Consider the following 23,957-nt stretch of genomic DNA (forward strand, 5'->3'; position numbering starts at 1 on the left):
ACAATCAATTTGAGCGCATTTAAAAAGTGTTCGGCAAACTTTGCTGTGAATGTTTTATGACAATAGGTCAATTAATCGCGCTGATAGCAGCTGACAGTGCCCTTTGTTAGGGAATTTGACCTGATTTCACCCCAAACAAAAAGTATATAAATCAACAAATTAAAACAAATCATTAATTAAAACCGTTTTAATCAAGCAAAAACAACAGGCTTTGGGCTAAATTGGCTGAGCCAAATTGACCCTTTTAACTCACAGCAGTTTAAGTTAGTTTCTGCAGCAAATAACTTAAGCTCAGCAAAACTAAATACTCGCTATGGATTTTTTATTTTTAAAACGGCATTACAAAATTGTTGCCGCAATTTTTATCACAGTCGCTGCATTGCTAACTGCCGTGTTTACTCAAGGCCAGTTGAAAAGTGGCCAAACGACCGACTGGTTAGATGTATTAGGTGAAGGTGGCATATTTGTTATGACAGCTGTGTGGTTGTTTTTTCTGCTTGCCAGTCGCCCAGCGGGCAAAGTGACCTATTTATTGTCTATCGGGCTAACCTGCTTTTTATGCTCAAGTTTGCTCGATTTAACCGACGAATTTGTCAGCTATCCAAGCAAAGAGTTTTGGTTGTATTGGATAGAGTCATTACCTGCGCTAGTTGGTATGGTATTAATGACTTGGGGTTTATACCAATGGCACCACGAACAACTTAAACTGCACAAACAACTGAGCCGCCGCGAAGCCTTTTACCGAGAGCATAGCCAAATAGACTATATTACCCAATTGTATAGTGCCGACTATATGCGCGACCATTTAAGCCAATTAATCGCCGAGCAACAAAGTTATGCGCTGGCTATGTTAGATATTCGCAAATTTGCTGACTTTAACCGCAGTTATTCAACCCAAGATGGCGACAGACTGCTGCGCGAAGTAGCTGATTTGATTGTGATGAATTTACGGACTGCTGACCTAGCCTGCCGCTACGCAGGTGATCGTTTTATAATTGTGATGCCAAATACAGGGCTAGCTGAGGCGCAAGAAGTTTGTGAGCAAATTCAACAAGCGGTTAAATCGCTAGCATTTAAACCCAACGGCAACAACAAAGCGGTTTACCATAAAATCGCCACAGCTGTGGTATTGTCTGAGCCTGAGCAGCAGCTTGAGCAAGCAATTCGCCAAGTTAATTTAGCTCTGGAAAAATAAGCTAAATGAAGCAAGCTGTAGCGCCAATAATTTATGCCGATAGCAAGTGTTTGCCACTGCAACATTTGCCGACCAGCATTATCGACCTAGCTTTATCTCGTGGGGTAAACCCAGAAAAGATCTTGCGTGGAAGTGGTATATTTTTACAAGACTTAACCGCAGAAACAGCACCAGAAAAACAACTAACCAGCCCAGAACAAGTTATAAAATTATTAGACAAAGCCAAACAAAATATCTCCGGTTATGACTCAAGTTTTTTATTAGGCCAACGTTTATTGCCCGGTCAATACGGCGCTTTTTCTCAAGCAGTACAGCACGCTGCTAACTTAGCTGATTTATTTAAAGTATTTGCCCGCTACCAGAGTTTAATCAACCCGTTTATTGGTTGTGAATTACGTACAAGTCAGCAACAAATACACCTGTATTTTTATGATGCAATTGGCCTAACTTCAGAACAATATATCTATCTGCTAGAAGTGACATTAACCGCATTAAATAGCTGTATAAAATACTTAACCAGCAGCAAAATAAAAATACACTATCAGTTTAAACATAGCCGCCCAAGGTATATTCAAGAATACGAAGAAAACTTAGGTTTTAACTTGGCCTTTGACCAGCTTGCAGATGTGGTTAGCTTGGACAAAGTTAAACTTAAACAAAGCTTTAGATTTACCAGCCCAATAAAACAACAGCTAGCACTACAACATTTAGCACAAACACCTGTCGCTCAGCCTTTTTTACAGCAGATGCGCAGCATAATTCAAACAAATCGCAGTTTAACGCTAGAAGAAGTCGCGCAGTTGTTGGACATGAGTCCTGCCAGCTTAAAGCGCAAATTGAAGCAACATAAAGCACGTTTTTTAGCCATTCAAGATGCCCAACAAAAAGAAAAGATTATTCATTGGCTACAATTTGCCAATTACACCAATGAAGAACTCGCCAACAAACTTGGGTTTAACGATTTAGCTAATTTTCGCCGTGCGTTTAAACGTTGGTTTAATATGACACCAACAGACTACAAAAGTACTTATTTGAATAATCTTAATCAATTAAGTGAATCTTGACTAAGTGTCAGTAATACATAGAATTATTGCCATGTTGCAAGGCTGACAGCCAGTATGGAAGTAAAACAATAAGCAAAGTGATTTGAAATGTCATAAAAGCCTGCCATGCTTATTAGACTAGATGTAACTTATTCTAGTGATTTGATAATTCCGTGCATATTAAGGCCACCATGTTTATTCGCTTATTGAAAAACATTTTCACAAACAAACGAACCCAGCAGCAATCTACTGAGTTAGCCCCTGCGCAAAGCTCTACTAGCGACAATTTTCGCTTTTCATCTCAGCTTGAATTAACTAAAGATCACAACAGCCAATTAGTAGATAACAGCCTGCAACACGCTGTTGATACAGCATTTTACGATTATTTATTGGGCGCAAGTGAACAACAATCAAAAATGACGGAGATGGAACAAACCATCTACAATCAAGTTGATCAACTGTTAGCCCAGCCTGATACAATTATCAACGAATTACCCGCAATGCCACATTCAGTCGCAACTATGATCTCTATGATGAATAATGACGACTTCAATACCCAAACACTGCTAGACCTGATAAAGCAGGAACCTGCAGTATCTGCCGCGATTTTAGCTTTGGCCAATTCGCCCATGTTTCGCCGCTCGGAAAAACCAGTCTCAGGTTTAAAAAGCGCATTTGTGCAACTTGGTGCCAATGGCATAAAAGAATGTGTATTAATGAATTTTATTAAACGCTTTAACCCTGCTGATGCGGGTTATTTTCAGTCGTTTGGTGAAAATTTATGGGAACATGCCCAGCAGTCAGCGTTATTCGCAAAACAACTTGCGACTGAAGAATTAAACCCACAAGCAGGCAACCTAGCTTTTTTAGCCGGATTAATTAACCAACTTGGCAAGATGATTATTTTCCAATTAGTGGTAGATGCCTACAAAGTAGTAAATGCCAATGTTGAACCTAATTCGTTTTTCATCAAAGCCATTATGCGTCAACGTGGCAGTGAACTGATATTAGCGATTGCCAAACATTGGAATTTACCAAAAGCTTTGATTGATGCATTGGAAGATCCAAAACGCGTATACATGAGTTACGATTCAATTGCTGCATTTGTTAGCCAAGGTTCAACCATTAGCCAACTTGAATGTATTTGTCAGGCTGAATTATTGTCGTCTGATATATGCGTGCAATATGCCAACCAAAAGCTAATTTCACCTGAAGCATCCACTTTGTTATATGACGTATTAGGCGAAATTGAAAAAAATAAGCAGAGTGATGAGTAGCTATTTATTCTGCCATAAATCTACTATGGCAGAATCAAGCGTGTTATACCTTGCTGGTAATTGATGGTTTTTCTTTTTAACTTTATACAAGGTTTCAACAACTGGCTTTGTCGGTTTGTATACTTGTAATAAATGTTTTCCGGCAAAACTATCAATCGCGCTTTTTGGCAATACGGTAAAACCAAGCCCTTTAGACACAGGCAAAAGTATTTGGCTAATTTGGTTGATATAGGTTGCAACTGGCAATTGATTAAAATCCAAATTAGCGAAACTTTCTTCTTGGCATTGCGCTAAATACAAAGACAAATAATGCTCTGCATCTGGATGTGCAACCAAACCCATTTGCAATAAATCAGCTAGTTCTAATTGTGTAATTTCTTGCTGAGCCGGCAAAACCAAACAGAGCTCATCTTGCGCTAGTTTCTCCACAGTAAACCAAGCTGAGTTTGGTACATGGGTAACAATCCCAACGTCGATATCACCTTGTTTAATTTCAGATAATATCTGTTGATTAGGCGCAGCTTTTAATTTAATTGTTAGCTCAGGATACTGTAACTGCAAATCAAGCAATTTGGGGTACAGCAAAAGCGCCACAGAGCCAGAGCATGCCAAAGAGCATTGGCCTTTTACTGGGCTATCACCAAGGAGCTGTTCAAGAAAAGTCTGTTCGTTTTTGACTAATTGTTCAGCATACGCATACAACAACTTGCCTTGCTCAGTTACATCAAAACGTTTTTTCTCTCGTCTAATTAACTGCGCACCACAAGCCTCTTCAAGTTTACGTATATGCTGGCTAACCCCCGGCTGGGTCATAAATAGTTTTTCGGCCGCTTTAGTAAAGTGGCCAGTATCCACCAAAGTTTTAAATGTATTTAACCAAACAGGGTTGAGCATATAAAAACCATAATTTTCTATTATCAAATCAATTATAAATGATAATTTAAATTAATAAATTTAATCTCATAACATAGCCTTCTAGTTTGAATATTTAACCTAAACGCAGGAGTATTTTATGAAAATGAATCATGTTGGCATTATGGTTGGTGACATGGACCAAGCAGTTGAGTTTTATACCAAAGTGCTTGGCCTTAGACTGATTATGAAGAATACAAAAATAGTTGAAGAGCGCAAAACAGCTATTGGCCGTATGTGTATCGCCGTTTTTGGTGAGGGTTTCGAGGCATTCAACATTGCCCATATGGTAACAACTGACGGTATAGGCGTTGAATTATTTGAAATGAAACATCGCGCTGAGCGCCACGACTTAGATTTTGCTCGACTCGGTATTTTTCATTTCTGTTTACAAACAGATGATTTTGAAACTGTGATGCGCAAAACCCAAGAATACGGCGGCAAAGTACGTATGGATGTAATGCGCTACCACCCAGACGATGATAATAAACCAGCCAAAATGGTGTATTTAGAAGACCCATTTGGCAATTTGTTTGAGCTTTATTCGCATAGTTATGAAGAAACTTATGCGGCAGATTATGAATAAAGTTTACCGCGACTCAGCTACAACATGCTCATCATCCATGCTGATATTAATCGCACCTAAAGCGGATTAAAATTTAGTGTGCACTACTACGGCTAATGGGTGCTAGAAATAGCATCCATCTTAAATTTTTCCCAACTTTCATCGGTTAATTGAACAATTTGTTTCAGGGTCATTTTGCCTGAATCGTAACCGGGTTCATCAGGTTTTTGAATTTCGAACGCCAGCATATGTAACTCTGTTGGATCAAACCAGATATGCCCTCCTCGATTATCCAACCCAGCACCATCGATAGAATATTTTAAACCTAGCTCATCTTGCTTCTCAAAACGCATACTAACTAAACCAAAGTTTTTCATTTGTGGTGGCGATTCACTCAGGTCTAAATCCAAAATATGGAAGTTATAAGTTTGTTTAGGCTCATTTAAAAAGCGATAAGCGTAACTCAAGCTAGAAAAATCGAAATCATAACTATGCCAGCTCACTGGAACTTCGTTAAATATCTGCACGTTTTCACCTAAGGTGACTCGAATATCACCGTTAGCTGTGGTATCCAACACAGCTTGGCGTTTTAAACCATTTTTTGAACTAAGGCGATAAACCTCAAATTCAAGCACGTTTTTCGAGTTTTGATCTATCACTGCTTTAACTATGGTGCCAGCGTGATTACCGCTGTGCCACTTAAAGGCTTCAATGTCACCTTGTTTGCGATAATACACAGCTATGCTAGCGTGATTTGTGCCATCTAAATTCGATTTTTCGTAGATATAAGCCTGACCCACAGGCGCGGCTGTTTTGTTATGGAAAGTTTGTTTGGTCGTTTCTAAAACCCTGCAGCAGCTGGATAAAAAACAGCTTAATATCAGGAATGTAATTATATTTTTCAAAACAAAAACTCCATATCAAAATAGCTAACTTGTGAGGTTCAGCTTAGTTAAACTAGATAAAAATGCCTGCTCAATAAGTTGACCAAAATCATTAACTTCAGTTCCCGTCATAGCTCTAAGTTTGAGTAAACTCATAGAGCCAGCGCTAAATCTCCCAGTCCAACTTGCACAATTTATCAATAAACCATTCAAAAGCTTTGCCTTCGTGGCCTTTATTCCAAGCTATGTATAAGGCTTGGTTGCCTCGTGGGATTGCGCAAGGCTTTTGGATTAATGCGCCGCTGTCTAAATGTGGCCTTGCGAAATGTAATGGCAGAAAACCAATACCTATGCCTTGCAGCTGGGCTTGCAGTTTGGCATCCATATTATTTACCCGAATAACCTGTTTGCTATTAAATAACCCACTGTCTCTGCTCGGTAATAATTGTGATGTGTCGGCAACCACTATAGATGGGTATTGGCGTAAATGCTCTGCTTCTATTGTCCCGTCTATTTTGGCTAGTGGGTGTGATGGTGGCACAGCAAAAATAAAGGTTATTTCGGCCATTTTATAGGTGTGAAATAACCCCTTGGGTAAGTCGCCAGATGCACCTATGACTATATCAGCGCGTTTGCTATGTAACGCATCCCAACCGCCGCCTAAAGACTCGACACTTATTGACACATCTACATCTTGTGGCAATTGCGTAAATTCACCAAGTAGCTGAAAAAGTTTGTCTTGTGGTACCACAGTGTCGCGCGCTATGCGCAATTGTTTTTCCCAACCCGATTCTAATTGGGCAACGGCATCGACCATTTTATTGGCGGCGTGGAGTATTTCCCGGCCATGTTCCAGTACTAATTTACCTGCAGGTGTTAACACAGCTCTTTGTTTAGATCTATCAAACAAAGGTGCGCCAATATCCTCTTCAAGTTTTTTAATAGTGTAAGTTAATGCCGATGGCACTTTGTATAAAGACTCAGCTGCCGCTGCAAAACTGCCTTTTTTGTCGATGGCGTCGAGCGCTCTAAGTGCATCTATGGTGATAGCTTGGTACATAATTTCCTTTATTCAAAAAAATTGAACTAACCCTTCAAAACATACCGATTTTCTATTGAAGTTAGCATACCTATACTTAATTTCAACGAGTGATTAGTCACTCATTAACCCAAGCAGTTAATTTAAAAATATTGAGGAATAAAACAATGAAAGCATTGATTCAAAAATTATCAACATCTACCGCAGGTTATTCAACTTTAGCGCTACGTGTACCAGTCGGCATTATTTTTATGGCGCATGGTGCACAAAAGCTATTTGGCTGGTTTGGCGGTTATGGTTTAGAAGGCACTGGCGGTTGGATGGAATCAATCGGTTTAGCACCGGGCTTTTTAATGGCGTTATTAGCCGGTAGTGCTGAGTTTTTTGGTGGTTTGTTTATTTTACTCGGTTTGTTAACTCGCCCTGCGGCCATTGCACTCGCCTTTACTATGCTTGTTGCGATATTTTCAGTGCACTTTGCCAACGGCTTGTTTATGTCAAACAATGGTTATGAGTTTGGGTTAGCTTTATTGGCAGCAAGTGTTTCGTTAGCACTTTCAGGCTCAGGTAAAGCTGCAGTTGACCAAGTTTTAGCGAAAAAGCTGGCTTAATCGCCAGCTTGATTTAGGAGAAACTATTATGATTTCCGTTCGAAAGTCGAGCGAACGTGGCCGAGCTTCATTTGGCTGGTTAGATAGCCGCCATACTTTTTCGTTTGGCCACTATTACGACCCTAAACACATGGGCTTTTCAGCACTAAGAGTGATTAATGATGATGTAGTTAAACCAGCAGCAGGTTTTGATACACATGGTCATAAAGATATGGAAATCATCAGTTATGTTTTACAAGGCAGCATTCAACACAAAGACAGTGCTGGCAATGTGCAAACTTTACCTGCGGGTGAATTTCAATTGATGTCTGCCGGTAAAGGCATTTTGCACAGCGAATACAATGCATCAAATACTGATGACTTACGCTTTTTACAAATTTGGATTGAGCCAAATACTTTTGGCAATAAACCCGGTTATCAGCAAAAAGATTTTGGTCAGCAACTTGGTTTAACCACAATTGTTACACCCGATGGCGCAAGTGGCACGCTGCGGATAAAACAAGATGCAAAATTACACCAGCTGATATTGCCTGCTAGTGAAACTTATAAATTTTCCTCAACAATAGGTACAAAACAATACATTCACCTAGTGCAAGGTAGCGTGCGGCTGCAGGATACAAATTTAGCTGCTGGTGATGGCGCTAAAGTAACAGGTGAAAGTACCCTGCACTTTAGCAATAGCAGCGACACAGATGTCACTGCACTAATATTTGAGTTGCCATAACAACAGCAAGTTGTATGGCTACCCGCTTGCAGCAGATTTCTTGCGAAATTGGCTGGGTGTCATATTAAATTTCTTTTTAAACAAAGTATTGTAAACAGATTTACTGTTAAAGCCGGCGTCGTAAAAGATGTCGGTAATACTGCGATGGCTTTGTTTTGGGTCTTCCAATAAGCGTTTTGCTTCTTGAATGCGGTAATGATTTATATACTCGTAAAAATTAACTTGGTAATGACGGTTAATGGTTGCAGATAAATCTTTCACTGGAATATCCAGCTTTTCTGCTAAACGTTCAAACGACAAATTGGGGTTTAAGAAGAGTTTATCTTGCTCCATCGCCTGTTCGAGTTTGCCGACATAGTCCATATTAATTGGCTCTTTTTGGCTTTGCTGCCGACGCTTTTGCGCTTCGGTTTTCGCCATATGTGTCACCATTAAATAAATAGCCACATTGGTTAGCGCAAATATTAGGTAATAATCGGTTAAACCAATTATCTCGACCACATCGTAATAATCTAGCCCCCAAATAGAGTGATAAACCTTAATACAGCCTAATAACCACTCCCAAGCAACAATGCCTGCATATACCTGAATGAGCGGCGACACCCACACTGGCATAACAAAGCTCGGTTGCTGCTGGGCAAAATAGCGTTTTAACAAAACCACCAGCCACAGCATATAACCAAGGCGAATAGATTTAGCGACAAACTCAGCTGTGACAAAGTTAAAATCGGCAAAGGTATAATTTTTTATCAGCTCTGTTTTGCTTGCCAACGGCAAGCTGTAAAAAGTTAAGCTTAAAAATCCAATAAACAATACTGCCGGAATAAGGTGCAATAAATGTTGGCGCTGCAATTTAAAATCTTTATTTAGGCTGGCTTGGCTGTATAAATACAACAAGGGTGCGTCTAACAAATAAGAGACATTAAAGATAAAAAAGATGTTAGGCGAAAGGTCTAACACCCAGTATCTAAAAGTACTGCCCCACAAAATAAGTTCGTGCAACGACAAGCTAGCGCGAATGGTAAAAAAGCCAATTAATAAAAAGCTTGCTATGGTTTTTGTGCTTTTATTCAAAGATAAAAAAGCAACAATAGCTAAGCTCTCAAATGCGCTAAGCAATAGGATTAAATCGTGCAAATTGAATAAGGTTTTATCCATCGATAACAGCCAACTCTAATAGATACTCAACAAAATACATTCAGGTTAACAATTTAACAACATACCCTAAGGTAAAATCAATTGTTAGCGACTAAGTTAAATCCTAAAGTAATGCCTACAACCAATGCGATACTTAATCCCATAGCCACATATATAAATTGGTTTGAGTGTTTGTTTGCATTGGCCAAAGCTTGAGCAAAAAATACTGGCACCAAACAAGAGCTGGTTAAAATAAGGCCTAACAAACTAATGTGCTTATTTAGGTCAACTTGCGACCAATGCAGTGCACACAAAACCACAGTAGCCAGCAAAGCAAATTGAATCAATACTTTTGCTTTGAGCCAATTTAACCCAATGGCCGCAGCAAACAAACCAATAAGCGAACCAACAGAGTATAGAGCCAAATAAGATAATAGCTCGTGGGTCACCTCGTTTAAAAACGCCACCTCACTGCTGCTAGATAAATATTTAACTAAAGCACCCTGCCACGCAGCGCTTATTAAAATAGCCAAATACCAAGGTGACATTTTTACCCAAGGCAAATTGTTTTGTTGCAGCCAATTGGTTGATTTATCCACGGATTGGCTTTGGCTAAACAAAAACATAAAAGCAGCCAAAATCAAGGTTAAACCTGTATAAATAACTTTGTAGTGTAGTGGATCGAGCGGCTGCAAAACCTGAGATTTCGCCAATACAGAACTTAACAATACCAAAGCGAAGGTCGCACCTAAGTATTTAAACGCATAGGACAAACATACGCGCTCGCTAGCAAGATCTTGGCTAGCGGTTAACACAACCGCTGGAATGGTTACGATAAAACTAACAATACCGGCTACCAGCAATAAGCTAAGTAGCAATAATTGCAGCCAAAAGTGTTCAATTGGCGCAAAAACTAAACCCAATACCAAATTAAACAGGATCAGCCAAAGTGCACTCATCAATGCAAATTTTTGTCCGCTCAACAAAATTAGCCTACCGGCACCAGCGACAGCCAACAAAATAACCGCTAAAAAAGCAAAAAGCAGGTTACCTTGCGACAAGCTATCAGTTGGTAACTGCACCATTAATAGCAATATGCTAAAAGTTAAAACAAAACCCAGCATAAAAATACAGCCAATTAACCAAACAAAATTTGGTACTGCTAACCTAGCTTCGTATTGCATATTTACCTCAAAGTTGATTTCGCCAAGCTAGTAACAAAACTATAACAATGAGTATCAACTTACGTCTGCATGACCCATTTTACGCCAATCAGAACGTTCGACTAAGTCCCAAAACGTTCTAATTTGTCATTTTTCAACCACTGAGACGCAACAGATTAACCTTTTATTTACAGTTAAGCTGACTCCATTCAGACGAGGAAATAAAGGTGATCAAAAAATATAAGCTGAACAGCGTGTATTTGGCTTTAATAGCCAGCTTAACAGTAAGTGGGTGCCAACATACAGAAACAACAAACGACAGTGATAAAGCAGCTGCTGTTGTTAGCAACCAAGCCAATATAGATATATGGCCATCGGTCAGTAGTAAAATTAAACAAGATGATGTGCAAGAAGCACGCATTAATCAAATTATTGCCCGCATGACGCTTGAACAAAAAGTTGCACAAATGATCCAACCGGAAATTCGCGCATTTGATGTAGCAGACATGCGCAAATATGGTTTTGGTTCTTACCTAAATGGTGGTGGCGCTTTTCCAAATAACGACAAATACGCCAGCATGCAAGACTGGGTAGATTTAGCCGACGAGCTTTACAACGCATCAATTGATGCCAGCCAAGACGGCAGCACAATTCCAACTATGTGGGGTACAGATGCAGTACACGGTCACAACAATGTAATTGGTGCGACTATCTATCCACACAACATAGGTTTGGGTGCAATGAACAACCCTGACTTAATGGAAAAAATTGGTGATGCAACGGCAAAAATCGTTCGCGTCACAGGGATTGATTGGGTATTTGCGCCAACCGTAGCTGTTGTTAGAGATGACAGATGGGGCCGTACTTACGAAGGTTATTCCGAAGACCCTAAAATCGTCAAAGAATACGCGCGCGCTATGGTTAACGGTATGCAAGGCCATGCAGATAGCAACTTTATGGCTGACGGCAAAGTAATTGCTACAGCAAAACACTTTTTGGGTGATGGTGGTACAGATTTAGGTATAGACCAAGGCAATAACCTCGCCAGCGAACAAGAGCTAATCGACATACATGCACAAGGTTATATCAGCGCAATAGAAGAAGGTGTGCAAACAATCATGGCCTCTTTTAATAGCTGGCATGGTGAAAAAATGCATGGCAATCACAGCATGTTAACCAAAGTGCTCAAAGAGAAAATGGGCTTTGATGGTTTAATAGTGGGCGATTGGGACGGCCACGGCCAAGTTACCGGTTGTAGTAACGCAAGCTGTGCACAAGCAATTAATGCTGGTGTCGACATTATTATGGTACCCAACGAATGGAAAGCCATGTACCACAACACAGTAAACCAAGTGAAAAGTGGTGAAATTTCAGTTGCACGAATTGACGATGCAGTTCGTCGAATTTTACGCGTTAAAATGCGCGCCGGCTTATTTGATGGTGTAGCACCAAATAATAGAGCTTTTGCCGGTGAACAAGCTTTATTAGGCGCAAAACAACACAGAGATTTAGCGCGCCAAGCTGTACGTGAATCACTGGTGTTACTAAAAAATAAAAACAATCTATTACCACTTAACCCTAAGCAAAAAGTATTGGTTGCTGGTAGTGGCGCAGACAATATTGGCAAACAAAGTGGCGGTTGGACTATCTCTTGGCAAGGCACAGGCAACGTGAATGCCGACTTCCCAGGTGGCACTTCAATTTATGACGGTATTAAACAGTCGGTTGAACAAGCTGGTGGCCAAGTTGAGTTAAATGAACAAGGTCAATTCGAACAAAAACCGGATGTTGCTATCGTGGTATTTGGTGAAAATCCATATGCCGAAGGTGTTGGCGACATTAAAGGCATTGAGTACCAACGTGGCAATAAACGCGATATTAAATTGCTACAAAAACTTAAAGCTCAAGGCATTCCGGTTGTGTCGGTATTTATTTCTGGCCGTCCATTATGGGTAAATGCAGAACTTAATGCATCAGACGCTTTTGTTGCAGCATGGTTACCGGGCTCTGAAGGGGTTGGTGTGAGCGATGTGCTATTTACCAATAAACAAGGCGAAGTTAATTTCGACTTTAAAGGCAAACTTTCTTATTCGTGGCCTAAATCTGATGCACAAGTTGTATTAAACCTAGGTGATAAAAACTACGACCCACTCTTCCCATATGGTTATGGATTAACTTATCAAGACAAAGACACGCTGGCTGACAACCTGAATGAAGTAGCGGAAATTCCGTTAGAAAAAGATTTTAACCAAGCAGTAACTTTGTTTGAATCGCAACCACAAGCCGATCTTGGATTGTACTTAGGTGACAAAAACTTATGGGCAGTACCAGTAGCAACCAGCGTAGTAACCACTCAAGGCTCAGATAATCTGCACCTAAAAACCACAGATAAAAATGTTCAAGAAGATGCACGCCTATTAACTTGGCAAGGTCGCAGCTTAGCTAAAGCTTATTTAGCTTGGAGCGAACCACACGATTTATCTGCATACCTTGATACCCAAACCAGTTTAGAGCTGCAAATTCGGGTTGACCAAACAGTGCAAGCACCTGTGCATTTGTCAGTAAGTTGTGGTGAAGGTTGCCAAGGGCAAGTGGATATCACCAGCTTATTACAACAACAAACAGTAAAACAATGGGCGGATATCAGTGTTGATTTGAGTTGTTTCGCAAAACAAGGTGCAGACTTTAGCAACACAGTTGCACCATTTGAAATATCTAGCAGCAAAGCAAATCAACTAGCCTTTGCTCGAGTTAGGTTAGTGCCGCAATCGGCCGAACAAGCTGGGATTAAATGTCAGTAGTAGCTAACCGTTAAGCGCCGATAGAGCCAGTGGCGAATAATATGACCAATAGTCACCACTGGTTCTAATAAGCAATTCGAACGTTCGAATATGCGAATTATAGGGCGACAAAACGATTTAACTTTATTTGTAACTTAATCTCGCTTAAGACTTTTCAAAAATGTAACGAGAAGTTTAAAAAGAATTTAACCTGAACTCGGGGTAACAAGTTAGCTAGTACTCCGAATTTATTTATAAAATAGAATTATTTTGGTTCTAGTGTGATATTTTTTCTTAGAACAAGGCGAATTTGCGTACGTAATAGCTGGCTATTACTAGCGAATTCAACGTAGTTATAAGGAAAAATAGCCGCTAGAAAGCAAGTTGTTATCCCGAGTTCAGGTTACTTACTATAATTGAACACACTAGGGTGAAATTATTATGCATAACAGAAAATTTAGACCAACCCAGTTAGCTAAACAGATGAGCCTAATACTTGGCGCATCTGCATTAGTAACCGGGATAACTGGCAGCTTAAACACAGCACTGGCAGCAGAATTAGCAGCAGAGCAAAACGACCAAGAAGTTGAAATTATCAATGTAAAAGGTATTCGCGGCAGTTTAATCCGTTCTATGGATGTAAAACGCGATAGCTTTGGTGTTGTAGACGCAATTTCCGCAGAAGATATTGGTAAGTTCCCAGATACCAACTTAGCCGAATCTTTGCAACGTATTACCGGTGTATCTATCAGCCGTAGCGACGGTGAAGGTAGCCAAGTAACCATTCGAGGTATGGGCCCATCACAAAACTTAGTTTTGTTAAATGGCCGTCAAATGCCAACCCCTACCCGCTCGTTCGACTTTTCTGATCTCGCATCTGAAAGTGTTACAGGCGTTGAAGTATATAAAACCGGTAAAGCTTTTATGCCAACAGGCGGTTTGGGCGGCACAATTAATATTATTACCCCTCGCCCACTCGCAAACCCAGGGCAAAAAATCTCATTAGGCGTAAAAGCAGTTAATGACGATTCAACTAAAAAAGGCGACAAATGGACACCTGAAATTTCCGGTATTTATAGCGATACTTTTGCCGATGATACTTTTGGTGTTGCTTTAGTTGGCATATACCAAGAACGCCACAGTGGTAATAGTAACGCCTCTGTAAATGCAGGCTGGCATACTTTTAGATCAGGCGCTGGTGCAGGCGAACCGGGTGCTGAAGTAGACGCTAATGGCAATACCATATCAGGTGCACTTCCTGACGTAGCGCCAGAAGGTGCGACATTAAATAAACCAGAAGATGGGCTTATTTATGGTGTACCGCAGAATATTGTGTACCAGCTAAATGAAGCATACCGCGAACGTATTAACGGCCAACTAGTTTTAGAGTACAAACCCTTTGATGCATTAACCGCACGCCTCGACTACACCTATTCAGAAAAAACCATAGATCGAGAACTGACTGATATGTCGGCTTGGTTCTCGCGCGACTATAAACATTCAACGCTAATTTGGTCAGAGCCAGATGAAAACGGCGTAGTTTATCCAATGCAATACCAAGATACTGATGGTTATAAACAAGCTAAAGTGGGTGAAATTAAAGGTACAGGTATTAATACCGGTCGTTCAAAATCTGGTACTAAAAACACCAATAGCTCAGTCGGCTTAAACTTAAAATATCAAGTAAACCAAAACTTAGCGTTAGAACTTGATTACCACGACTCTTCGGCTAAACACGAACCTAACAGTATATTTGGTTCATGGGGCACATTGGCGATGATTTCGCAGCAGCGAATTCGCCAAACCACAGACTTTACCCAAGATATGCCAGTAATGAATTTTGATTATCCTGACGGCGTCGACGGTTTTGAACCAGAGGACATTTTAGCTGCGGGTAGTAACTTTGGGACTAACTACGAGCGTTCAGATATAGAACAATTACAAGTTAAAGGTAAATTTGTTTTTGATGACGGCATTGTTGAAAGCATCGACTTTGGTATCAACGACACCACAGTTGAAAACCAACAAAGATACGCAAGCGCAACTCGCAATAGCTGGGGTGGTGTTGGTGAACCAAGTGACTTTGATGACGATTGGTTTACTAAAAAATCTTTAGGTGATGCGTACGACAAAATACCAGGCCATGCTGACCCAGATTTAGCGCCACATTATATTGATTGGGATTTTGAAACCGTTGCTGACTTTGTTGCAACTAACTTCTCAACCGACGATATAAACGAATGGCCATGTGGCCCGCGTTTTTGTGGTGGTGAAAACTTCACGACCGACCGAACGACAATTGAAGAGTCACAAGCAGCATATGTACAAGCAAACTTAGTATTTGATGTAATGGATATGCCAGCAAATGTATTGATGGGTGTACGCTACGAAACAACAGATACCTTTGCAAAAGCTAAAGTGCCTGCATATTCAGGTGTAGAGTGGGCAAGTGAAAATGAAATTGCATTACTGCCGGCCATAGATCCAGAATCAGGGCTTGCGATTTCAACCTTTACCTCAGAATCAGGTAACTATGATAACTGGTTGCCGAGTATAGATTTTGCTATCGAGCCAATGGACGATGTGAAAGTTAGAGCATCATACGGTAAAACCATAGCGCGCCCATCATACGGCGATATGCAAGGTGGCAAAACTTTAGGCTCACAACTCACCAGAGTTGAAGGTTCAGGCGGCCAAGGTAACCCATCGTTATTACCTCTAGAGTCTACCAATTTTGACTTAGCAGTCGAGTGGTATTACGACGAAGCAAGTTATGCAGCTGTAGGTTTCTTCCGTAAAGATGTTAAAAACTACATAGGCACAAGCTCTAAGATTGAATCTGCTTTTGGTTTACGCAACCCAGGTGCGGGCCCGCGAGTTCAAGCAGCGCTTGATGCAGGATTTACTTCAAACTTACTTATACGCCAATATATTGCAGACAACTATAGTGAAGGCGTAACAGTTGATGATAAAGGGTTTATTACTATAGTACCGATTGAATCAGGTGAATTAGCCGACCCATTAGTCGACTTTAGAATTTCAATCCCATCGAATTCTGATAGAGAAGCTTACTTGTATGGCTACGAATTAGCCGTGCAACACGTCTTTGGTGACACAGGCTTTGGTATTAGCGCCAATGCAACCATTACCGAAGGTGACGTAACTTTTGATAACTCCAACTTAGCATCACAATTTGCAATCGATGGTTTTGGTGATTCTGCTAACCTAGTAGGTTTCTACGAAAACGATAAAATGTCGCTGCGTATTGCCTACAACTGGCGTGATACTTTCTTGGCTAGTGCCAACACTGATGGCCGTAACAACCCCAGATATACCGAAGCATTTGGCCAAGTTGATATCAACTTTAGCTACGACGTAACCGAACAGTTACAAGTATTTGTGGAGGGTATCAATATTACGGACGAGTACACACGAGACCACGGGCGCCACGAGCGCATGCTATTGGATATCCGTCAGATGGCACCAAGGTACAATGTAGGCGCCCGCTACACCTTTTAAATTGTAACTTTGTATAATCCCTGTCACTTTGTTTGATTTGATAATCAACAAACCCAAACACCTTTGTTGCGCAAGCAGCAAAGGTGTTTTTTTATACTTTGAATTTAATAATGATAGCGACAAGAAATAATTGTAATTGATGAGTCATCGATGCGACAGTTTACCCAGTCTATATTGAGCAATAGAACGATTTAAATGCTCCGCGTTTGCTGGCGAGCTAAGTAAATGGACAGTTTCCATTAGACTGTTGTAATAATCCAAAGACATTACAACAAGGTGTTCAGCATCACTTCGAGCAATAACTGTTGTATCGGCATCGTTAACCACGCCATCTAAAACAGCCTCAAATTCATTACAAGCTTCTGTAAAAGATACAATCTTCATATCAACCCCAACACATAAAGTACTTGGCACAAATATAAGTGCGAATTTACAGCATGTACAGATGGTTGATCACTTTCTGACAGATTCGTAGGTTGGGACGAGCCAAGGCGAGTCCCAACATTTTGAGGTGATTCATCCTATTGTTGGGATTTACTTCATTCAACCCAAGCTACGGTGTTTTTCGTATTTTATCAACCTAATGCTGCTTGTTATTTCGCCATATCAAACCTAGAATAACCAACAACAAGACCTAATTAGAGATCGAATAAATGACCTCTAGAATTTTAGCTGATGTAGCCGCAAGTATTACTGAATTAAAAGCCAACCCAATGAAAGTGGCCAACAGCGCCCATGGCGAACCAGTTGCAGTGCTTAACCGCAATGAACCCGCGTTTTACTGCATACCAGCGCAAGCTTACGAATTAATGATAGACAGGTTGGAAGATTTAGAGCTACTGGCAATTGCCAAAGAGCGAGAATCGGAAGAGAGCATATCGGTAAATATTGATGACCTATAAGCTCGACTTCAAAAAGAGCGCACTTAAAGAGTGGAAAAAGCTTGGCGCTACGCTGCAACAACAATTTAAGAAAAAGTTCATTACGCGGTAAAAAAATAATGCAAAACCGCTCAGCCATATGCAATGGCGCTGATATTTACGATATAAGAAAGGTCGATCAGAACTAACCCACTCTCAACACCAAACGTCTTCTCTCCAGGCTTGTTTAACACCTAGATATGTTTCAGCTTCACGACACATATCCTTATATCTTATGTTTTCTTACGCATAAACTTACGATATATTGCATTCAAATTTAGACCAATCCCCATGAAATTTGGCTTTAATTCAATAACATCAATTGCATCAAGTGATGCGCTATTGTTACTACTTACCTTCGAATTTAGAAAAATTTCCAGCTCCGAATTCACAGAAGAAATAGCTCTTCGAATAGAGTTTTTAACGAGAACTTTATAAAGGGCTGACGGGAGATCAGTTCGATAACGTTCACGTTCAAATTTCAACCCATAGCCTTTTACTTTTAAGTCAACACTTTCAAGAAATTTTTCATATCTATTTAGGTATCGCGATTCTTCAAAATATTCTCGCATATGTATTTGAGAAAGCTCTAGTTCTTGCTGACTACTAAAACCACCCGAAACATTTAGAATTCGTCCTAGTTCTGAGTTAAACCGCTTTTCTTTATTATAAATAATACAGCCCATAGCATTTGCCGCTTTTTGGAAGTCAGGTAACCGGAGGCGTCCATTTTCTATTTTGATCTCGGAGTAAAATCCAGAAATCACTTTCCGAGTTTCAGATTCACACTCTTGGTCAGCAAGAGCAATCTTAGTTTTAATGAGTTTATTTAAATTTGAACCGTTACTCACCTAGATACCTAAACACATAACTAGACTGCAGAAAAACGACAGTCTCAGCTTTGACAAATAAAATCAGTCTAAACCGTAATTTGTTCAAAAGAAACATTAAGTTGCCAGCTATCATGACCTACAAGCTAAACCTCAATACACTATTGATTTTAAGACACATCAATTTGATTACCACTTAACTCTTTATACTGCGGTCCAATAGTGTCCACTAACGCCTCCCAGCTCCCACTCGCAATTGTTCCAGAGCCAAATATTTGCTCTACAGCACTCTCAGAAACTCTACTAAAAATAGAGTGTAAACAATGCAAATTGTCTTCGTTAAATATGTTTCTATTCTTATCTATAAAATCTGCATACCTTACATTTCGATCTACCTTGTCATGAAACATGCGATATACAAAATACGCTATTACGACATCCCATAGCTTACTGGTAAACTGTATCAAGATAGGAAGTAAATCCAATAAAGTATTTGAGCCGTTACTAACCCTAATATGCATAGAAGCAATAATATAAATCGTTTCATACACATCTTTAGCATCGGCACTTGCTGCATCATTCAGCTTACTACAGGCCAATTCAAAAAGATCTTGAGAAGTCGAAGTCGGCCAATAACTGGCTAAACTTTCAACAACCCTATTGAATAAAAACTGGTCAACGTCAATTAATCGCGTGATGACGATTGCAACAAAGTCATACGCTCCAATAGAATTTTTGGAAGCTCTCCCATCAGAGAACGACACTACCCTATTTATTTCGCCAACAACTGCAATAAACAAAGTGTATGGATTTTCCGAACCATACAAGGAACCGCTACCACACATATAATTTAACGCGGCTTTTTGATCACCGTCTTTAGCAGCAACATAGTCATTATACCTATCAATTACTACGTCTGTAGCAGTGTCAAGCAAAGATTTGTAGATTGAAGTGTCCATTACAAAATCTTGCTTTCTAATATTTTGAGTATCAGCTTCTTGAAAAGTTGAAAGATGAAAATCTTTGAAAATTAGGTAATATTCGTGATTGGTTAGCAAAGATTCAACGTAAGGTCTATTCTCTTGCGGTTCACATTTGAATGCCCACATTTTAGAAAAAATATCCCCGTCACGGCCAATTTCACCCGCTGGTACCCCGCCTTTTAAGAGCCGATTTAAATATTTGAATCCTCCAGCAGCACTTCCAATTGACTGCGGCATAAACTTAAATTCTTGCTGTCCCTTCCACTTTGGAAAAAGGATTCCAACTAGCTCGACTACGCTTAAGTTTGCCGCGCCTTCTCCTGAAAAAAGATTAAATATCACGTTGTTATTTTCGTCAATTTTTGCGTTAAGTTGACCCTTTTCAGGCAATAGGCTGAGCAACGAATTCTTGTTATGCTCACTTATGGCATTAAGCTCTTCTTTAGGTTTTCCCGAAATATCGCCTGTCAGCATATATTTTTCTGCATGGATGAAATCTAACACTACTGGGGCTTGTTCTTTCAAAACCAATACAGTCAACAAATCAAACAAATTGACTTCACCTAATAAACCAATTTGGCTCCCGGCTTTTTCGTGTGGCACTTGCCACAACTCATTTGCGGCACGCAAAGCCGCCTTAAACGCCCTTGGTGTTTTCAAACACCGACACAAAATTTCTAAATCAGCATTTTTTGATGAAGGTAACCTCTTTTGTACCGAGCTTAAATTGTCATATTGAGTTTTATACAAAAAACTAGCCGGCCATCCTTTATCATTAACATGTTCTCCTAGTCTCTTCACCAACACTTTGTAAACTGCCAAAAAGGCTTTTGTTAAATCAGGCGTAATAATATCTTCGCGAAAATCACAAGCTCGCCTAATGGCATCAGAAAAATGGTTTTGATATCCAAGCGCTACGATAAATTGAATATTTTCGTATGGCCTTAGCTTATCAACTAGTGCAACAATATCTGCACATAAGAGATCTGATTTCACAGCTCGATCAGCGTCTTCTACTGTGATTAAAAGCTTTTTGTTACAGGCCGCTAAAATTTGATTTATCTTTTTTAATTCTTGTGAAAAGTCTCTACTACCACTAATCAGCAAGTGGTTAATAACAGAAAACCAGCCACCTTTAGCGTTCATTGCTGAATGGTAAGCTTGCGGCAAATCGTTTAAAGAGAGGATATCAAATGCTTCAGCTAATCGGCTTAAAATTTTGTTAAATATTTGAGTATCGATACTTTTTTCGTCCCTTCCCCAAGTATCAATTGTTACAAACAACCATTTCGTAGAAGATTTGTTTGCCAAAGTAGATTGTACTGCATTTACAATACTTGACTTACCAGAACCAAACTCTCCCAAAAGGGCTATGTTCTTTTTAAAACAAGGAGCTTTGCTACTGTTCTCTTGGCTTGGTTTTTCAACTATGCTGACAATTTTTTCAACATATATAGAGTAGTCAAATAATAGCTGCTCAGCCTTAGTTTCCGGTTCATTTCGCTTTAACCAATCGACAACCTCGTCGTCAGACCAATCTTCAATTGGCCTGCTAATTCCATGGGGTGCAAGCTTATTTTCGCAAGGTTTTCGACCTATTGTTAGCAATAGCACATACAATATTGGATTAAGCAAAAAGACGAACACAACCAAAGATTCAGCTATCGACACAAAATAGTTATCAAATGAAAGGATGCTAGAAGACAATAGCAAAGAGACAAAAATACAGCCAGACACGCCAAATAAGCACAACGAAAATCGAGTTTCAATTAATTTACGCTTTTTATAAGCCAAAGATCCTATATATCCTGTAACAACGGAATTAAGTGGAACCCATGCCAAAGGTTCGAAAACTAATCCATAACCGCCGTATATCATTAACAGGAACAGACCATAGCCAAAAGTAATAGTAAACAAGGAGCTAGGGTAAATTACCCATTTTTCCATTTCGAAAAGTCGCTTGTGATTCACAACTCCTAACTGCTCTAGCCAAGAATAAATCGCACAACCAATAAAAAAACATAGTACTGTTGCGGCGCTGACCAACATTCGACTGTTTTCGAAAACAAAGCTAAATATATTTGACGCAATACTCGTTTGGCTAAAGATAAAGAAAACAATAGTAGAAGAACATAAGCTCAATGCTATCAGATCAATCCAGCGTTTAACGGTAATAGACATAACAACGATCCCTAAGCGCTATTGAGTTAAAACAACCCACTATTGGCTTTCCATTGCAGCCGACCATCAGGCTTAAAACTCATGTGTAAATAAAAGAAAGGAGCAGTACCCCAAGCATAATGCTTGTGCCCCGCGGAGCTTCCTTGTTCAACACCTTCAATCCCTAATATCTTTACAACTTCTCTGTATGTCATGCCCTCTGCAATTAGCTCATATTGTTGTTTAGTTATATTTGGCTTGTACTTTTCATATTCACTAAACCAGTCCTTAGAGTTCTTATTTGACGCATAGTTAACTGTAACTGGGGCACTAGAGGCAATATTTGGACTGTTCTCAGCATTTGAATTAAGAGCAAATGTCTGTGTTGCGACAAAATATGTAGCTATTGAGAAGAAGCTTCCAACAACGCCAATAACTAGGATGAGATTTTTAATGCTTAGCATAATAGTTTTCAAATTTATTCCTTGAACATTCAGGTATATAGCTTATATAGGGTAATATTTGATAGTCGGTACGAAGTCATTTATTTTTAGCAAATAAACTAATCTATTACCACTGATATTATTGTACTAGTAGCCACACCAATGCGGACCAAACTAGAGTTACGTCCTAACTCCTATTCAATACAACAACAGCAGCACTATTACCAAAACCACAACCATCAGCCAAAACCATTTCCCGAGAGTTACATGTGCCGATAAATTTGCATAAAACTGATTCCTCACTTTCGGCACAGCTTCAGCAGTTTTTCCAAAACAAGTGGGGCAATCAGCCACATCATTTGGAATGGTTAAGTGGCATTTAATACATTTTCTTGAAGGTCTAGGCATACCGATAAAAGTTGTGTCACCTAACTCCATAAAATCAAATTTAGGACTAAATAAGTCAGGCGAGTCAATGGGATCAATTTCCTGTTTGGCATTGTCGGCCTGCCCTTGAAGGTATTCTCTATTCAATTTCTTTTTATCTTCATCACTTAACAGCAGTTCAGCAGGCAAAACCTCACCGCAAAATTCGCAAGAGTTGATCCGGCGGTTGAATATGGTTTTATCACAGTTGGGGCATTGATATTTCATATTTGTTGTTGTTTTGTTTTCATCTTTGGGCTTAATTTGGTTATTCGAACTTCCAATAACCAATAGCAAAAACAGTGTATAAAGCTGAAAGTCTAGTTAACCAAGTAGCAATACGATACAACTGCTTATCCCTGTCGTGTACAAATATCGACAATTCCGAAAGCTCGTTGAGCGCTTTACTGGCTTCTGCTCTATCAGGTTGAATACGCATATCATTTTCTACAGGCAAATAATATGCGACTTTCTTGGTAATTATCGACTGCCAGCATACGAATACAAACCAAAAGCATAAACCTACAATCCAAATACCCATCTAATACTCCAGGTTGTTTAAAAAGCCGCAAATATATTCGCAGTCAATCGACCACTTTTTGGGTCTGTCGATAAATCTTTTGTTTCGTCAATTAAACCTGAGTGTAACAAAGTTCCGGGGTAAACCACTAGCCGGTTTGTTTTGTAGGCAATTGAGCCGAGTAGCTCGTATTCGTCTGTACTGCTATTAATGTATTGTTTCTCTGCCCTGCCCCATGCGACGGCTTGGTCTTGCTGTACAGCTCGATAATGTTGAATGTTTTGTTGGTGGATATTTTCATAGCCTGTTGGTTTGTGCCGGAAGAAACCAGTGCCCGAATAATCGCCAGAATTAAGATAATGCATAATGGCAAATTGCTTGAGGTTCAGTGCATCAAAGTGCGGTATGCATTGTTCTGGTGTTAGCTGCTGGCTAGGTTTAGCCACCAGCGAGAAATAACAGCTGTCTGATTTAACAGGCTGGTTTTGCTCAATTGCGTAATATTTACAAATCACTGGTTTTAACTGTGACAAAACAAACGCCACGTAGTCATCTGGCAATGCGGCGCGTACGCCTGGGTAATAGGTTTGTTGCTCTTGAATAAAGTTAGCTTGTGCGGCAATTGTTTGTATGTGCGCTACATCGGCTAAAAAGTTATCGACTAAAATAACCGGTGTTTTTTCGTGGCCAATACGCATTAAATGCCATTTAGCTTGTGGATTGAGTTGATACTGTGTTGACTGCTCTAACATAAATACTCTTTGCTACTATTATTTGCTAAACACGTACTAAAAACACAAATAGAGGGTAACCCCTCTATTTGATA

Annotated in this window: 21 protein-coding genes and 1 pseudogene; 10 read left to right on the forward strand and 12 right to left on the reverse strand. The window is 39.8% G+C overall.

What is annotated here, in order from left to right; translation table 11 throughout:
* Positions 1-313: 313 nt before the first annotated feature.
* The 3 genes from ACMZOO_RS05060 (at position 314) to ACMZOO_RS05070 (ending at position 3,515) form a co-directional block, all read left to right on the forward strand.
* Positions 314-1,195: a GGDEF domain-containing protein gene (locus ACMZOO_RS05060; RefSeq protein WP_440905672.1), complete on the forward strand. Its 882-nt coding sequence runs from the start codon at positions 314-316 to the stop codon at positions 1,193-1,195.
* A 5-nt stretch (positions 1,196-1,200) separates the two neighbouring features.
* A complete protein-coding gene (locus tag ACMZOO_RS05065; RefSeq protein WP_016957696.1) occupies positions 1,201-2,259 on the forward strand; it encodes a helix-turn-helix domain-containing protein in 1,059 nt (352 codons plus the stop codon).
* A 170-nt stretch (positions 2,260-2,429) separates the two neighbouring features.
* Positions 2,430-3,515, forward strand: a complete 1,086-nt coding sequence (locus tag ACMZOO_RS05070) for an HDOD domain-containing protein (protein WP_440905673.1) — start codon at positions 2,430-2,432, stop codon at positions 3,513-3,515.
* Here the strand turns inward: ACMZOO_RS05070 and ACMZOO_RS05075 are convergent, their stop codons facing one another.
* Entirely contained in the window at positions 3,516-4,409 is an 894-nt protein-coding gene (locus tag ACMZOO_RS05075; RefSeq protein ID WP_440905674.1) for a LysR family transcriptional regulator, read from the reverse strand.
* Between the two features lie 118 nt (positions 4,410-4,527).
* Between ACMZOO_RS05075 and ACMZOO_RS05080 the strand changes: the two genes are divergently transcribed.
* Positions 4,528-5,013, forward strand: a complete 486-nt coding sequence (locus ACMZOO_RS05080) for a VOC family protein (protein WP_440905675.1) — start codon at positions 4,528-4,530, stop codon at positions 5,011-5,013.
* Between the two features lie 92 nt (positions 5,014-5,105).
* Here ACMZOO_RS05080 and ACMZOO_RS05085 read toward each other — a convergent pair whose 3' ends face one another.
* Positions 5,106-5,897 (reverse strand): hypothetical protein, encoded by a 792-nt coding sequence (locus tag ACMZOO_RS05085; protein WP_440905676.1) that lies wholly within the window; start codon positions 5,895-5,897, stop codon positions 5,106-5,108.
* A 145-nt stretch (positions 5,898-6,042) separates the two neighbouring features.
* The gene (locus ACMZOO_RS05090) at positions 6,043-6,936 is read right to left on the reverse strand and encodes a LysR substrate-binding domain-containing protein (protein WP_016957700.1); all 894 of its coding nucleotides are present in this window, start codon (positions 6,934-6,936) and stop codon (positions 6,043-6,045) included.
* Positions 6,937-7,082: 146 nt separating this feature from the next.
* On the opposite strand from ACMZOO_RS05090, the gene ACMZOO_RS05095 reads away from it, so the two are divergent.
* Both ACMZOO_RS05095 and ACMZOO_RS05100 read left to right on the forward strand, forming a co-directional pair.
* On the forward strand, positions 7,083-7,526 hold the full coding sequence (locus tag ACMZOO_RS05095; protein WP_440905677.1) for a DoxX family protein: 444 nt from the start codon (positions 7,083-7,085) through the stop codon (positions 7,524-7,526).
* Between the two features lie 28 nt (positions 7,527-7,554).
* The gene (locus tag ACMZOO_RS05100; RefSeq protein WP_440905678.1) at positions 7,555-8,250 is read left to right on the forward strand and encodes a pirin family protein; all 696 of its coding nucleotides are present in this window, start codon (positions 7,555-7,557) and stop codon (positions 8,248-8,250) included.
* A gap of 18 nt (positions 8,251-8,268) precedes the next feature.
* On the opposite strand, the gene ACMZOO_RS05105 is transcribed toward ACMZOO_RS05100, so the two are convergent.
* Both ACMZOO_RS05105 and ACMZOO_RS05110 read right to left on the reverse strand, forming a co-directional pair.
* Positions 8,269-9,408: a helix-turn-helix domain-containing protein gene (locus tag ACMZOO_RS05105; RefSeq protein ID WP_440905679.1), complete on the reverse strand. Its 1,140-nt coding sequence runs from the start codon at positions 9,406-9,408 to the stop codon at positions 8,269-8,271.
* Between the two features lie 77 nt (positions 9,409-9,485).
* Complete coding sequence (locus ACMZOO_RS05110; protein WP_440905680.1) at positions 9,486-10,571, reverse strand: hypothetical protein; 1,086 nt, start codon at positions 10,569-10,571, stop codon at positions 9,486-9,488.
* 206 nt (positions 10,572-10,777) lie between these two features.
* Here ACMZOO_RS05110 and ACMZOO_RS05115 point away from each other — a divergent pair, with 206 nt between their 5' ends.
* On the forward strand, positions 10,778-13,351 hold the full coding sequence (locus tag ACMZOO_RS05115) for a glycoside hydrolase family 3 protein (RefSeq protein ID WP_440905681.1): 2,574 nt from the start codon (positions 10,778-10,780) through the stop codon (positions 13,349-13,351).
* Positions 13,352-13,771: 420 nt separating this feature from the next.
* Positions 13,772-16,849 (forward strand): TonB-dependent receptor, encoded by a 3,078-nt coding sequence (locus ACMZOO_RS05120; RefSeq protein ID WP_440905682.1) that lies wholly within the window; start codon positions 13,772-13,774, stop codon positions 16,847-16,849.
* Between the two features lie 144 nt (positions 16,850-16,993).
* Here ACMZOO_RS05120 and ACMZOO_RS05125 read toward each other — a convergent pair whose 3' ends face one another.
* Positions 16,994-17,233, reverse strand: coding sequence for a type II toxin-antitoxin system Phd/YefM family antitoxin (locus tag ACMZOO_RS05125; RefSeq protein ID WP_440905683.1), 240 nt, complete (start codon positions 17,231-17,233; stop codon positions 16,994-16,996).
* Between the two features lie 269 nt (positions 17,234-17,502).
* Here ACMZOO_RS05125 and ACMZOO_RS05130 point away from each other — a divergent pair, with 269 nt between their 5' ends.
* Both ACMZOO_RS05130 and ACMZOO_RS05135 read left to right on the forward strand, forming a co-directional pair.
* Entirely contained in the window at positions 17,503-17,751 is a 249-nt protein-coding gene (locus tag ACMZOO_RS05130; protein WP_440905684.1) for a type II toxin-antitoxin system Phd/YefM family antitoxin, read from the forward strand.
* A pseudogene (locus ACMZOO_RS05135) lies at positions 17,741-17,839 on the forward strand (type II toxin-antitoxin system RelE family toxin); the annotation flags it as partial. The gene ACMZOO_RS05130 and the pseudogene ACMZOO_RS05135, both read left to right, overlap by 11 nt.
* A gap of 163 nt (positions 17,840-18,002) precedes the next feature.
* On the opposite strand, the gene ACMZOO_RS05140 reads toward ACMZOO_RS05135, so the two are convergent.
* The 6 genes from ACMZOO_RS05140 to ACMZOO_RS05165 all read right to left on the reverse strand — a co-directional run bounded on the left by ACMZOO_RS05140 (position 18,003) and on the right by ACMZOO_RS05165 (position 23,883).
* On the reverse strand, positions 18,003-18,620 hold the full coding sequence (locus tag ACMZOO_RS05140; RefSeq protein ID WP_440905685.1) for a hypothetical protein: 618 nt from the start codon (positions 18,618-18,620) through the stop codon (positions 18,003-18,005).
* Positions 18,621-18,769: 149 nt separating this feature from the next.
* Positions 18,770-21,763 (reverse strand): P-loop NTPase fold protein, encoded by a 2,994-nt coding sequence (locus ACMZOO_RS05145; protein WP_440905686.1) that lies wholly within the window; start codon positions 21,761-21,763, stop codon positions 18,770-18,772.
* A 26-nt stretch (positions 21,764-21,789) separates the two neighbouring features.
* Positions 21,790-22,218 carry a hypothetical protein gene (locus ACMZOO_RS05150; RefSeq protein WP_440905687.1) on the reverse strand — a complete coding sequence of 143 codons (429 nt, stop codon included), beginning with the start codon at positions 22,216-22,218 and terminating at the stop codon, positions 21,790-21,792.
* A gap of 165 nt (positions 22,219-22,383) precedes the next feature.
* On the reverse strand, positions 22,384-22,839 hold the full coding sequence (locus tag ACMZOO_RS05155; RefSeq protein WP_440905688.1) for a hypothetical protein: 456 nt from the start codon (positions 22,837-22,839) through the stop codon (positions 22,384-22,386).
* A 40-nt stretch (positions 22,840-22,879) separates the two neighbouring features.
* Positions 22,880-23,152 (reverse strand): hypothetical protein, encoded by a 273-nt coding sequence (locus ACMZOO_RS05160; RefSeq protein WP_440905689.1) that lies wholly within the window; start codon positions 23,150-23,152, stop codon positions 22,880-22,882.
* Positions 23,153-23,169: 17 nt separating this feature from the next.
* The gene (locus ACMZOO_RS05165) at positions 23,170-23,883 is read right to left on the reverse strand and encodes a DUF6445 family protein (RefSeq protein ID WP_440905690.1); all 714 of its coding nucleotides are present in this window, start codon (positions 23,881-23,883) and stop codon (positions 23,170-23,172) included.
* Between the last annotated feature and the right edge of the window lie 74 nt (positions 23,884-23,957).

The organism is Catenovulum sp. SX2 (genome assembly GCF_052056295.1).
Taxonomy (GTDB): domain Bacteria; phylum Pseudomonadota; class Gammaproteobacteria; order Enterobacterales; family Alteromonadaceae; genus Catenovulum.